This window comes from Pararhizobium sp. (genome assembly GCF_035497515.1).
In the GTDB taxonomy this organism is placed as follows: Bacteria; Pseudomonadota; Alphaproteobacteria; order Rhizobiales; family Rhizobiaceae; genus Pararhizobium.
In genome coordinates this window covers 1-13,190 of the sequence record NZ_DATJDJ010000134.1, presented here as the reverse complement: position 1 = coordinate 13,190, position 13,190 = coordinate 1, and the positions used below count along the sequence as shown (strand labels likewise).

The following is a 13,190-nucleotide window of genomic DNA, read 5'->3' as shown; positions in this document are numbered from 1 at the left end:
GGAATATCCGAAGCGACCTTCTACAAATACAAGTCGAAGTTCGGCGGCATGGAGGTGTCCGATGCCCGCAAGCTGAAGGCTTTGGAGGACGAGAACGCCAAGCTGAAGAAGCTGCTCGCCGAGCAGATGCTGGATAATGCCATTTTGAAGGATGTGGCCTCAAAAAATGGTGACGCCCGGTGTGAAGCGGGATGCTGTAGCTCATGTCTGCGAGAAGCATGGTGTAAGCCAGCGTCGGGCGTGCGAGGTTTTGTCCATTGATCGGTCGAGTGTGCGATACCGCGGCATTCGGCCCGATGACGGTCATATCCGTGAGGCGATGAAGCTGGTGGCGTCCGAACGCCGCCGTTTCGGCTATCGCCGCATTGCTTTCGGGTCCTGGCTGTTGTTGACGACTTCACCCGCGAATGCCTGGCGCTGGTCGCCGACACGTCGCGTTCAGGTCGGCGGCTTGCACGCGAACTCGATGCCGTCATCGTGCGCCGAGGGAAGCCACGAACGATCGTCTCCGACAATGGCACGGAGATGACGAGCATGGCCGTTCTCGAATGGTGCCAAGACAGCAAGGTCGAGTGGCATTACATCGCACCGGGCAAGCCGATGCAGAACGGCTTCGTGGAAAGCTTGAACGGCAGCTTCCGCGACGAATGCCTCAACGAAACACTGTTCTCGTCGCTGACGCAGGCGAGGAGCGAAATCACCGAATGGAAGGAGGACTACAACCAAAATCGACCATATTCCTCTCCGGGCAATATCACGCCCAATGAGTTCGCAATGAAAATCGCTCTGGAAAACTGGCAGCATGAGGCCACATTGAAAACTCAAGACTCTCCTGAAAACTGGGGGGAAGATGCGTCTCAGGTCAGATGCGGGAACTTGTAAAAGGGGTTATTGTTGGAGTGTTCGCACTGAACGCGCTTAATATTCAAAAGCCATTTTATGAAGTTCCCGCAGTCGCTTCGTGGCGACGACCGCGGGTTTTAATCTAATCGCCTCGCATCCTGTTAAGCGGCAGCTCTTCTGCCTTCACTTCTGACAACTGTCCTCGCCATCTCAGTACGCTACCACCGTCGCTATCGCTGCGACGGCCATTACGACTGTCACGGCCAAAAGGCCAAGAACTCTATGCGGTGTAGTTACAGGAATTTCGCTTGCATTCGGTGTCGCCTCGATTAACCTCCGGTTGCGAATAGTCGCAAGGATTTGGAGGGGCTATGGAAATCTCGCGTCGCTCATTTTCAACGTTAACGGTTGGGGGACTTGCTGTGTCACTGACGGCCACAGCCGCCGTTGCCCAGGATGGCATAGCAGATGATCTGTTGGGACGAACCGATTTTTGGACGGCGTTGGAAGCCTATGTCTACGCCTATCCGCTGGTAACCATGGAATACACACGGCGCGTGATTACGAACGTCGCGGAGCCACATGGCACCAAGGCTCCAATGGGGCAGATCGGTCGGCTGCGCGAATATCCGGACGCTTCGTTCCGAGATGTGACCGCTCCGAACGCGGATACGCTTTACACCTATGGATTTTTCGATGTGGGACATGAACCCTACGTCTTGAGCCTGCCGGAGATGGGCGACCGTTTCGCTCTCTTCCCGATGCTAGACGGTTGGACCAATGTCTTTGAAGTGCCGGGAAAACGAACCACGGGAACAGGCGCTCAAACTTACGCGATCACAGGTCCTGGTTGGTCGGGAACGCTCCCCGACGGCGTGAAAGAATACAAGTCACCGACGAGCATGGTCTGGTTGCTTGGGCGCATCTATTGCACGGGCACCCCCGAGGATTACGACGCCGTCCATAAACTCCAGGACGAGGTAAAACTCGTACCACTGAGCGCTTATGGCAAAGACTATACGCCGCCTCCGGGCAAGGTCGACCCGAACATCGACATGAAGACGGCCGTTCGCGAGCAAGTCAACGCGCTTGATGCCGTGGCGTATTTCACCCTGTTCTGCGAACTGATGAAAACCAACTCGCCCGCCGCTGCCGATGCACCGATCCTGGAGAAGCTGGCCACTATCGGCATTGTTCCGGGACAAGATTTTAACGCGACGAAACTGGATGTCATCCTGCAGAAGCGGCTGCCGCAAATCGCGTTTGCCCGCATCATGCTGCATTTTAAGGACAGTGGCGGAGACATTAAGGACATCAACGGCTGGGCTTATACGACGAAGACCGGCCTCTACGGTACCGACTACCTTCAACGGGCGTTGATAACCGCCATTGGCCTTGGAGCGAACCGGCCCCAGGACGCAATTTATCCGACGAGTACCAAGTCGGGCGGAGCTTTGCTCTCGCGAGACTACAACGGTTCGGAAAAATACGTGGTCAACTTCCCGAAGGGCCAGTTGCCGCCGGTCAACGGGTTCTGGTCAATCACCATGTATGATGCCGGGTACTTCTTCGTTGAAAACCCGCTCAACCGCTATTCCATCAGCCAACGTCAGGACCTCAAGCCCAATCCTGATGGATCGACAACGATCTACATCCAGCACGAATCTCCTGGGGCGGACAAAGAGTCCAACTGGCTTCCTGCTCCCAAAGACAAGTTCATTCTTATGATGCGGCTGTATTGGGCGAAGGAAGGCAATCCTTCCATCCTTGATGGGTCATGGGTCTTGCCTGCGGCGCAAAAGGTCTAGCGCCTATGAACTGGCGTTGGCTGCCAGGCGAACCCGGCAGTCAACTCGCGCGATGATGGGGACGATCTGCAATCGAAGGGATTGCTCCGAATACGAGGGGAATGGCATGTTGATTTCTTTAATGCGGGTTTCCGTCATCGGCATCGGCATTGGCCTTTGCTCGGGGGCGGGTGCATACGCAGCCGATATTGCGCCGGGGGTTCCTCAGTCCGAAATGGTCGAGAGTGAAAGCGGCTGGACTTATACGGTCGCTCCGTATTTTTGGGCTGCCGGATTGTCGGGAGAGATGAAGCAATTCGGCTTGCCTTCTGTCCACATCAACTCGAACTTCGACGACATATGGGGCGACCTCGACTTCGCATTCATGGGGGCGGGAGAAGCGCGGTACGATCGGTTCAGCATATTCGGAGACGTCCTTTACACCAAGCTCGGGGCGAGCGCGAACACCAGAGATGGTATCCTGGCGAATAGCGTCGATGTGGCCTCGAACACGTTCGCTGGGCTGCTCGGAGCTGGTTATTCGGTATTGGGTAGCCAAGCCGGACATCTCGATGTTGTCGGTGGGGTCCGTGTTTGGTCAGTCGACACGACGATAACCTTCAACGGTGGCTTACTCGGCGGTCGCCAAGTGGACGATGGGGCAACATGGGTTGATGCTGTCGTTGGCGTTCGAGGAAATTACTACTTAACCCCCGAATTTTATCTCACGGGTTGGGGCTTGGTCGGCGGCGGCGGGGCTGACCTTGATTGGGATGTTTCGTTGGCCTTGGGCTACAAGTTCACAGATAGTATCTCCGCGGTTGCAGGATATCGGGCGTTGGGCGTGGACTACAGAAACGATGGGTTCGTTTTCGACGTCGTTCAGAAAGGGCCATTTTTAGGCGTCGCTTTTCACTTTTGAAGCGAAAAACCTCCGTAATTGTTGGCCGTCGTACTAACTTTCATTCCAACAATTTAGCCCGCGACGCGTGGCCAGCCTTGGACGTCCGTTTGATGGGAGCCGAAAACAACAGCGGACAGTCCACTGTCGGCCCCGTCATAGAACCGAAGCTGTGCATTCTCTCTCCGGCCAATGGTGGCCATAGGAGAACTGAAATGGGTATCTCGCAATACGATCCTGCTGCACTGGGTCGACCGGCTTGGAACGCAGGCAAGCAAGTTGGCGTCAAGAAGCCACTAAGGGAGCGCTAAATCTGGGCGGTCCGCTTCTTTCTCGACCGAGAAGGAAGGATGAGAGATCGTGCGCTTTTCGATCTTGCCATCGACAGCAAGCTCCGCGGCTGCGATCTTGTAAAACTGAAAATCGGGACTCTCGTCACGGGCCACGAAACTCGAACGCGTGCGATGGTCGTCCAGCAGAAAACCGGACGCCCCGTGCAGTTCGAGATTACGACTGAGGTCAGAGCTAGTCTGCTTGCCTGGCTTCAGCGAAGGGGGGGAACAGTCGATGACTATGCCTTTCCAAGTCGCGTCGACCGCAGCGATCATCTCAGCACTCGGCAGTACACCCGACTGGTCGATGAGTGGGTGACGGCGATTGGGCTTCGTCGGGAGGATTACGGAACGCATTCCCTGCGGCGAACGAAGGCTGCCATGATCTATAAGGCCACCGGCAACCTTCGAGCGATTCAGATCCTGCTTGGCCATACCAAGATCGAGAACACAGTCAGGTATCTCGGCGTCGATATTGAGGATGCACTGGAATTGGCCGAGCGGACTGAGATCTGAAGGGGGCGGCCCCGCACGTTGTGGGGCCGCGCCTTTTCGTTCGGAAAGTCTCTCCCCGGATTCGATCTGCTTTGCGCCTCCAATTCGGCCGTTCCCGTCGGCATCCTCGCACCGACAAGCGGACATCTCGCTCGAACGGGATAGGGACTATTCCGTGCTGCAAGGACCTGCGGTCATGGATCTCCGGTCAGCCCTGCGGGTGCATCCTTATCTTTTCTTTACGCCCCTCCCACCTCTTCCCAATCGAAGCCTGACCCGAAGCGGACTTAGTCCTTCTTCTGTATCAACAGGAGACCCGGACATGTCCGACCTCATCTTTATCGCGCTCGGTTCTGGCACGCTTCTCGTGCTGGCACTTTATGCCCGCACGCTCGACCGACTTTGAGGGGCACGCAGATGCTTGAACCCCTTTTCGGCCTCTTCGTCGCCATTGCCCTTGGCATCTATCTCGTCGTGACGCTTCTGCGTCCCGAGCGTTTCTGATCGGGAGCATATCCATGACCATTGTCGGATGGCTGCAGATCAGCCTTCTTTTCCTCGTCGTGCTCGTCACAATCAAACCACTCGGCCTCTACATGGCGCGGGTGTTTTCTGGCGAGCGGACCTTTCTTTCGCCCATGCTCGGCCGCGTGGAGCGGGATCTCTACCGCGTGAGCGGCATCAACCCTGAGAAGGAGCAGAGCTGGCTCGGCTATACGCTTGCCATGCTCGCCTTTTCGCTGGCCGGCTTCCTGGCACTTTATGCGATGCTGCGGCTGCAGGCCTATCTGCCGCTGAATCCTCAAGGCTTCGCCGGAATGCCGCCGGACCTCGCCTTCAACACGGCGGTCTCTTTCGTCACCAACACGAACTGGCAGAATTATGGTGGAGAAACCACGCTCAGCCATTTCTCCCAGATGGCCGGCCTCACCGTGCAGAACTTCCTCTCGGCAGCCACTGGCATGGCACTCGCGATTGCAGTGACACGGGCGTTGGCCCGCTCAAAGATCGCAACGCTCGGCAATTTCTGGGTCGATATGACGAGAGCCACACTTTACGTGCTGCTGCCGCTCGCCATCGTCGTCGCGCTCGCCTTCGTCGCCATGGGTCTGCCCCAGACGCTCGACGCTTCGGTCACGGCCACGACGCTGGAAGGCACCAACCAGGTGATCTCGCTCGGCCCCGTCGCCTCCCAGGAAGCGATCAAGCAGCTCGGCACCAATGGCGGCGGCTTCTTCAACGTAAACGCCGCCCATCCCTTCGAGAACCCGACCGCATGGTCGAACTATCTCAACATCTTCGCCATGCTGTCGATCTCGGCGTCGCTCGTTTATACCTTCGGTCAGATGGTCGGAAACCGCAGGCAGGGCTGGGCGCTGATCTCAGCCATGGCGGTCCTGCTCATCACAGGGGTGGCCGTTACCTACTGGGCCGAAGCCCAGGGCAATACCATCCTGACGGCTGTAGGCGTCGATCCAGCACTCGGCAACATGGAGGGCAAGGAAGTCCGCTTCGGCCAGGCGATGACGGCGCTCTACGCGGCTGTCACGACGGGTCTCTCGGACGGCGGCGTCAACGGCATGCACGGCTCGTTCACCGGGCTCGGCGGCTTGGTGCCGATGTTCCTCATCCAGCTCGGCGAAGTGCTGCCGGGTGGTGTCGGCTCGGGTCTCTACGGCATGCTGGTCTTTGCAATTCTGTCCGTCTTCGTCGCCGGCCTGATGGTCGGACGCACGCCGGAATTCCTCGGTAAGAAGATCGAGGGCCGCGAGATGAAGTTTGCGATGCTCGCCGTGCTCATCCTGCCGCTGGTCATCCTCGGCTTCACATCGGTCTCCGCCATGCTGCCCTTTGCGGTGGCAAACGTCGGCACGGCAGGTCCGCACGGTCTGTCGGAAATCCTCTATGCCTATACCTCGGCAGCCGGCAATAACGGCTCGGCCCTCGGCGGTCTGTCAGGCAACACGCCCTGGTACAACACGACGCTCGGCATCGCGATGCTGCTTGGTCGCTTCGCCTATGTCGTGCCGGTCATGGCGATCGCCGGATCGCTTGCCACCAAGGTGAAGTCACCGGCCTCCGCCGGCACCTTCCCGACCGACGGCCCACTCTTCGTCGGTCTGTTGATCGGCATCATCCTCATTCTCGGCGGCCTGCAATTCCTGCCCGCATTGGTGCTCGGCCCCATCGTCGAACACTTCGCCATGCTCGCTGGCCAGACCTTCTAAAGGACCCATCATGTCAAAAGACCACAAGGCTCCCGGTCTTCTCGACCCCACGATCCTGTTTCCGGCGATCCGCGATGCGTTCGTCAAGCTCGATCCGCGCAAACTCCTGCGCAACCCGGTCATCTTCGTGACCGAGATCGTCGCCATCGTCGTGACCATACTCTTCATCCGCGACCTCGCCACCAATGCGGGCGAGGCCGGCTTTTCCGGCCAGATCGCCGCCTGGCTCTGGTTCACCGTGCTCTTTGCTACCTTCGCTGAAGCGGTGGCGGAGGGCCGTGGCCGCGCCCAGGCCGACAGCCTCAAGAAGACAAAGTCCGAACTCGTTGCCCGCCGGTTCGGCTCCAACGGCAGGACGGAGAACGTCCCGGCATCCAGCCTCAAGGTCGGTGATATCGTGCTGGTCGCAGCCGGCGAACTGATCCCCGGCGATGGCGAGGTCATCGAAGGCGTCGCCTCGGTCAACGAAAGCGCCATCACCGGGGAATCGGCACCTGTCATCCGCGAATCCGGCGGCGACCGCTCGGCGGTGACAGGCGGCACGCAGGTTCTCTCCGACGAGATCAGTATCAAGATTACCGTCCAGCCCGGCTCCTCCTTCGTCGATCGCATGATCGCGCTGATCGAAGGCGCCCAGCGCCAGAAGACGCCGAACGAAATCGCGCTGTCGATCCTGCTTTCGGGCCTGACGCTGATCTTTCTCTTTGTCTGCGTCGCAATCTGGGGCCTTGCCGGCTATTCCGGCACAGTGCTTTCGGTCACGGTGCTGGCTGCCCTTCTCGTCACGCTGATTCCGACCACGATCGGCGGCCTGCTCTCGGCAATCGGCATCGCCGGCATGGACCGCCTCGTTCGCTTCAACGTCATCGCCACCTCCGGTCGCGCCGTCGAAGCAGCCGGCGACGTCGATACGCTGCTGCTCGACAAGACCGGCACCATCACCTTCGGCAACCGCATGGCGAGCGACTTCCTCGCCGCTCCACGTGTCACGCCGACGGAACTGGCAGAAGCCGCGCTCATCGCCTCGCTGTCGGACGAAACTCCCGAGGGGCGCTCGGTCGTGGCACTGGCAACAGGAGAATTCGGTGTGCCCCTGCCGAAGGCGGAGTTCGATTCCGTCATCGGCTTCACAGCCGAAACCCGCCTCTCCGGTGTGGATATCGGTCAGCGCCGACTGCGCAAGGGGGCCGTCGATGCCGTGCTGAAGTTTGCCGGTATCACCGATCAGGATGCGCCCGCCGAATTCCGCCGGGCCGTCGACCAGGTCGCCCGCACCGGCGGCACGCCGCTAGGTGTTGCCGATGGAGACCGGCTGCTCGGCGTCATCCACCTCAAGGATGTGGTCAAGCCCGGCATCAAGGAGCGGTTCGCGGCCCTGCGTGCCATGGGCATCCGCACCGTCATGGTGACCGGCGACAACCCGGTGACGGCAGCCGCCATCGCGTCGGAAGCCGGCGTCGACGATTTCCTCGCTCAGGCAACACCGGAAGACAAGCTTGCCTATATCCGCCGGGAACAGCAGGGCGGCCGCCTGATCGCCATGTGCGGCGACGGCACCAATGATGCTCCTGCGCTTGCCCAGGCCGATGTCGGGGTCGCGATGCAGACCGGCACCCAGGCCGCCCGCGAGGCCGCCAACATGGTCGATCTGGATTCCAGCCCGACCAAGCTCATCGAGATCGTCGAGATCGGCAAACAGCTCCTGATGACGCGCGGATCGCTGACGACGTTTTCGATCGCCAATGACGTGGCCAAATACTTCGCCATCATCCCGGCATTGTTCGTCGCTACCTATCCCGCGCTCGAAGCCCTCAACATCATGGGACTGACGTCACCGCAGTCGGCCATCCTCTCGGCCGTCATCTTCAATGCGCTGATCATCGTGGCGCTGATCCCGCTGGCCCTGAAAGGCGTGGCTTACCGTCCGTCGGGTGCTGCAGCGCTGCTTCGGCGCAATCTTCTGGTCTACGGCCTTGGCGGCCTTTTCCTTCCCTTCGCCGGCATCAAGGTCATCGACCTTGCCGTCAGCGCTCTTCATCTGGTGTAATCATGCTCAACCATATCAGACCTGCACTCACCTTCGTTGTCGCCATGACCGCACTCACTGGTCTCGCCTATCCGCTGGCGATCAGCGGTATTGCCCAGGCCGTCATGCCTGGCAAGGCTAATGGCAGTCTCATCGAACGGGATGGAGCAGTTATAGGCTCCGCTCTGATCGGCCAGAACTTCACCTCCGACCGCTACTTCTGGCCGCGCCCCTCGGCGACGGGGCCGGAGCCCTACAACGCGGCAGCCTCGTCCGGCTCGAACGTCGGCACGACCTCGGCCAAGCTGAAGGAACGTGTCACCGCCGATGTTGCCCGGTTGACCGAAACCGACATCGCGCAGCCTGTCCCGGCCGATGCAGTAACCACCTCCGGCTCTGGCCTCGACCCGCACGTCTCGCCGGCCTTCGCGGAAGCTCAGGTGGCGCGTGTTGCGCAGGCGAGGGGGCTGGATCCATCTGCCGTCGCCTCGCTCGTCGCGCGGCAGACCGAAATTCCGACCTTCGGCGTTATCGGTCAAGCAAGGGTCAATGTGCTAGAGCTCAACCTGGCACTCGATGCCCTGTAATATGCGAGACCTAGATGGCGGATGAAGACCGCAGGGACGATAGACGTCCCGATCCCGATGCCCTGCTTGCCCTGGCGGATAAGGACCGCCGGGGCAAGCTGACCGTTTTTCTCGGCGCTGCACCCGGCGTCGGCAAGACCTATGCGATGCTGTCGCGGGCCAAACGCCTGAAGGTCGACGGCGTGGATCTGGTCGTCGGACTGGTCGAGACCCATGGCCGCAGCGAGACGGCAGCCCTGCTCGACGGTCTCGAAGTCTTGCCGCGAAGCAGGATGGCCCATCGTGGACGGATTCTTGAGGAATTCGACCTCGATGCAGCGCTCGAGCGGCGCCCGCGCATCGTCATCGTCGACGAACTCGCCCATTCCAATCCCGAAGACAGCCGCCATCCGAAGCGCCATCAGGATATCGAGGAGCTGATATCAGCCGGCATCGACGTCTGGACGGCGCTCAACATCCAGCATCTCGAAAGCCTGGCGGACCTTGTCGCGCAGATCACCGGTGTGACCGTGCGCGAGCGCGTGCCCGATGTCGTGCTCAAACGCGCCGACGAGGTCCTGCTGGTCGACCTCGCCCCGTCCGAACTGATCGAGCGGCTGAAGGACGGCAAGGTCTATCTGCCCGAAAGCGCCAACCGTGCCGTCGATCGTTTCTTCCGTCTCGGCAATCTGACGGCACTGCGTGAACTGGCGCTGCGCCGCACGGCGGACCGCGTCGACGACCAGATGGTCGACTACCTGAAACAGAACGCCATCGACGGCCCCTGGGCCACCGGCGAGCGCCTCATCGTCTGCGTCGGCTCCGACCCCCTGTCGGAGAAGGTCGTGCGCGTGGCGAGCCGGCTCGCCTCAGGTCTCAATGCCCCCTGGCTTGTCGTCTCGATCGAGCGGGCCGACCGGGAGGTCGAGACGCCGGAACGCTTGCAACGGATCGAAACCCTGCTTCGCCTCGCCGAGCAGCTCGGCGCGGAAACGCGGCGTATCATCGGCAATGACTTCGTCGAGGAGATCCTGAAGCTCGCCCGCCGAGAACATGCCACCCAGATCGTCATCGGCACGCGCAAGCGCAGCCGCTGGCAAAAGCTCGTCTCCCGGTCGCTGCCCGATGCATTGGCGCGTGAGGCGTCGGGTCTCGGGATCCATATTGTCACGCCGGAGAGTTCCACCAATGAACGCGCGCGACGATCTCTGAACCTGCCCAGAACCTCTGCCCTGAGGCAATCGTCCCTCTGGGCTCTCGGCTTCGTCGCTCTGACCACGGTCCTGGGCAAGGGGATCGACGACTTCGTCGAACTGCCGAACATATCCTTGCTCTTTCTCCTCGCCGTCCTCGGAGCCTCGGTGGTCGGCGGTTACGCCTCGGCATTCTTTGCAGCACTCCTGTCGGCGCTGGCCTACAACTTCTTCTTCATCGATCCTCGCCACACCTTCACAATCGCGGCCCCGCACGAGGTCTTCGCGCTTTTCGTCTTTCTGGCCGTGGCCATCATTGCCGGCGGTCTTGCTTCGCGCATCCGCGAGCAAGCGGAGGTGGCTAGGATTCGCGCGACGGCGCTGCAATCCCTCTATGATTTCTCCCGCAAGCTCGCGAGCACGGGAAAGGGCGAGGATGCGATCTGGCTCGCAGTTTCGCAATTGCAGGCGAGCCTGAAGCGCAAGGTTGTGCTGCTCGTCCCACGCAAGGGCGATCTCGGTGTTGCAGCCGCCTGGCCGCCGGACACCGATCTCGACGTAACGGACATGACCGCCGCACGCTGGGCCCATGACAAGCGCGAGCCCGCCGGCCATGGGACGGGCACGCTGCCGAACAGCCGCTTCGAGTTCCGCCCGCTGCTCGGACCCCATGGCATTGTCGGTGTCTGCGGCATCGAGCACACGGGCGACCGGCTCGACCTCAATGCCGAGCGCGCGCTGACCGCCATCCTGGACCAAACGGCGATCGCGCTCGACCGGGCACGCCTTGCCGACGAGACTGTAGAGCAGGCAGCGCGACTGGAAGGCGAACGTTATCGGGAAGCGCTGCTCTCCTCCATTTCCCATGACCTGCGCACGCCACTCGCAACGATCACCGGTGCCGTCACCGGTCTGCGCCAGCTCGGCGAGCGTATGACGCCTGAGAACCGCGACGATCTTCTTCAGTCGATCGAAGAGGAAAGCGGTCGGATGAGCCGCTTCGTCGCCAACCTGCTCGACATGACGCGCATTGAGGCCGGCACGCTGAAGCCGAAACAGGACTGGGTGGATGTCGCCGACGTCGTACAGTCCGCCGTCGAGCGGACGCGCAAATATGCGCCGGGACGTGTCGTCGAGACGGGCATCGCCTCTGACCTGCCGCTGATCCGGGGCGACAGCGTGCTTATCGGACAGGTCCTGTTCAACCTTCTGGACAATGCGGTGAAATATGGCGGTGACGAGCCGATCAACGTCTATGCCCGTCGCGACGGCAGGGACGTGCTGATCTCTGTCACCGATCTCGGTAAGGGCATTCCGCCTGATGATCTGGACCGCATCTTCGAAAAATTCTATCGCAGGGGGAAGCCGGATGGACGTGCGCCTGGCACGGGGCTCGGCCTTTCCATCGCGCGTGGCTTTGTCGAGGCTATGGGCGGCAAGATCCATGCGGAGAGCCCGGCCCTCAAGAAGCGAGGAACGCGCATCGTCATGCGGTTTCCCGGAAGTAATGAACCAAGGGGCGATGTCCGATGAACCAGTCCCGCATCCTGGTGGTGGATGATGAGCCGCAGATCCAACGCTTCCTCAAACCCTCGCTGACGGCTGCGGGCTATGAGGTCGTCGAAGCTGGGACGGGCGCCGAAGCGCTGAGGGCCGTTGCCACCCAGGCGCCGGACCTCGTCATCCTCGATCTCGGCCTGCCGGACATGGATGGCAAGGAGGTGATCGCGAGCCTCCGGGGCTGGTCGGACATCCCGATTGTCATCCTCTCGGCCCGCGACCGCGAGAGCGAAAAGATCGCGGCGCTGGACCTCGGCGCGGACGACTATGTCGAAAAACCCTTCGGCATTGGGGAGTTGACGGCGCGCATCCGCACCGCACTGCGCCATCGTGGACGACGTGATGCGATACCGACCATCATGGAAGTCGACGGGCTGACCATCGATCCGATCAAGCGGCTCGTCTCGCGAGGCGGCGAGCACGTGCACCTGACGCCAAAGGAGTACGACCTGCTCCTTCTGCTTGCTCGCCATACCGGCCGGGTCGTGACCCACCGCACATTGTTGACGACCGTCTGGGGGCCAGCACACGGCGACGACCTGCATTACCTCCGCGTCTTCATCGGCCAGTTGCGCCAGAAGATCGAGCAGGATCCCACCCAGCCCCGAATCGTGCGCACGGAACCGGGTGTGGGCTATCGGATGGCGGAGCAGGAATGACGTCGAACTCGAGCGTCGCATGGAATGTCACTCATGGCACAGCCTAGTGTCCGGGTGAATGGTGCCCTTCCTGCTATTTCACTCAAATGAAAAATCTGCGTTCAAACTGCAAAAGCAGACGAGCGCGGTGTAGAGAAATTGGATTGTACGTTTCTCCCTTGGCCAATGGTGGCCGAAGGAGAACTCAGATGGTATAGCACAATATGATCCTGCTGCATTGGCTCGTCCGGCTTGGAATGCCGGCCGGAAGGTCGGTGTGAAGAAGCCTTTCAAGCAGCGGCAGATATGGGCAATTCGTTTTTTCCTCGACAGAGAAGGACGCATGCGACCGCACACTGTTCGACCTTGCAATCGACAGTAAGCTTCGAGGTTGCGATCTGGTAGAAATCAAGATCGGAACCCTGGTCACCGGACACGAAATCCGAAATCGTGCCATGGTGGTCCAGCAAAAGAGCGGTCGTCCTGTCCAGTTCGAGCACACGGCGGACGTAAGGGCGAGTTTGTTTGCCTGGCTTGAGTGTAGAGGCGGCACAATCGATGACTACGCATTCCCCAGTCGGATCGATCATGGCGAGCATCTGAGTACCCGCCAGTATGCCC

Annotated in this window: 9 protein-coding genes and 2 pseudogenes; all 11 read left to right on the top strand. The window is 60.5% G+C overall.

Going from position 1 to position 13,190, the window contains the following annotated elements:
• Positions 1–882: pseudogene (locus tag VL202_RS13995) on the top strand (integrase core domain-containing protein); the annotation flags it as partial.
• A 332-nt stretch (positions 883–1,214) separates the two neighbouring features.
• On the top strand, positions 1,215–2,651 hold the full coding sequence (locus VL202_RS13990) for a DUF1254 domain-containing protein (RefSeq protein ID WP_325464717.1): 1,437 nt from the start codon (positions 1,215–1,217) through the stop codon (positions 2,649–2,651).
• 121 nt (positions 2,652–2,772) lie between these two features.
• Positions 2,773–3,552, top strand: coding sequence for a hypothetical protein (locus VL202_RS13985; protein WP_414692862.1), 780 nt, complete (start codon positions 2,773–2,775; stop codon positions 3,550–3,552).
• A gap of 290 nt (positions 3,553–3,842) precedes the next feature.
• Positions 3,843–4,379 (top strand): tyrosine-type recombinase/integrase, encoded by a 537-nt coding sequence (locus VL202_RS13980; protein WP_325464718.1) that lies wholly within the window; start codon positions 3,843–3,845, stop codon positions 4,377–4,379.
• A gap of 396 nt (positions 4,380–4,775) precedes the next feature.
• Positions 4,776–4,862, top strand: a complete 87-nt coding sequence (kdpF, locus tag VL202_RS25980; protein ID WP_113377767.1) for a K(+)-transporting ATPase subunit F — start codon at positions 4,776–4,778, stop codon at positions 4,860–4,862.
• Between the two features lie 14 nt (positions 4,863–4,876).
• Positions 4,877–6,586, top strand: a complete 1,710-nt coding sequence (kdpA, locus tag VL202_RS13975) for a potassium-transporting ATPase subunit KdpA (RefSeq protein WP_325464715.1) — start codon at positions 4,877–4,879, stop codon at positions 6,584–6,586.
• Between the two features lie 10 nt (positions 6,587–6,596).
• Entirely contained in the window at positions 6,597–8,633 is a 2,037-nt protein-coding gene (gene kdpB, locus VL202_RS13970; protein WP_325464714.1) for a potassium-transporting ATPase subunit KdpB, read from the top strand.
• A gap of 2 nt (positions 8,634–8,635) precedes the next feature.
• Entirely contained in the window at positions 8,636–9,199 is a 564-nt protein-coding gene (gene kdpC / locus VL202_RS13965; protein ID WP_325464713.1) for a potassium-transporting ATPase subunit KdpC, read from the top strand.
• A gap of 14 nt (positions 9,200–9,213) precedes the next feature.
• Positions 9,214–11,904 carry a sensor histidine kinase KdpD gene (locus VL202_RS13960; protein ID WP_325464712.1) on the top strand — a complete coding sequence of 897 codons (2,691 nt, stop codon included), beginning with the start codon at positions 9,214–9,216 and terminating at the stop codon, positions 11,902–11,904.
• Positions 11,901–12,590, top strand: coding sequence for a response regulator (locus tag VL202_RS13955; protein WP_325464711.1), 690 nt, complete (start codon positions 11,901–11,903; stop codon positions 12,588–12,590). The genes VL202_RS13960 and VL202_RS13955 overlap by 4 nt, the downstream gene beginning before the upstream one ends.
• A gap of 322 nt (positions 12,591–12,912) precedes the next feature.
• Positions 12,913–13,190 (top strand): annotated as a pseudogene (locus VL202_RS13950) (integrase); the annotation flags it as partial.

What these genes read in the sequence shown, in the direction of transcription:
- VL202_RS13955 (WP_325464711.1), top strand. Translation starts at nt 11,901, where the DNA reads ATGAACCAGTCCCGCATCCTGGTGGTGGATGATGAGCCGCAGATCCAA.
- kdpC (WP_325464713.1), top strand. Translation starts at nt 8,636, where the DNA reads ATGCTCAACCATATCAGACCTGCACTCACCTTCGTTGTCGCCATGACC.
- VL202_RS13985 (WP_414692862.1), top strand. Translation starts at nt 2,773, where the DNA reads ATGCGGGTTTCCGTCATCGGCATCGGCATTGGCCTTTGCTCGGGGGCG.
- kdpF (WP_113377767.1), top strand. Translation starts at nt 4,776, where the DNA reads ATGCTTGAACCCCTTTTCGGCCTCTTCGTCGCCATTGCCCTTGGCATC.
- VL202_RS13990 (WP_325464717.1), top strand. Translation starts at nt 1,215, where the DNA reads ATGGAAATCTCGCGTCGCTCATTTTCAACGTTAACGGTTGGGGGACTT.
- kdpA (WP_325464715.1), top strand. Translation starts at nt 4,877, where the DNA reads ATGACCATTGTCGGATGGCTGCAGATCAGCCTTCTTTTCCTCGTCGTG.
- VL202_RS13960 (WP_325464712.1), top strand. Translation starts at nt 9,214, where the DNA reads ATGGCGGATGAAGACCGCAGGGACGATAGACGTCCCGATCCCGATGCC.
- kdpB (WP_325464714.1), top strand. Translation starts at nt 6,597, where the DNA reads ATGTCAAAAGACCACAAGGCTCCCGGTCTTCTCGACCCCACGATCCTG.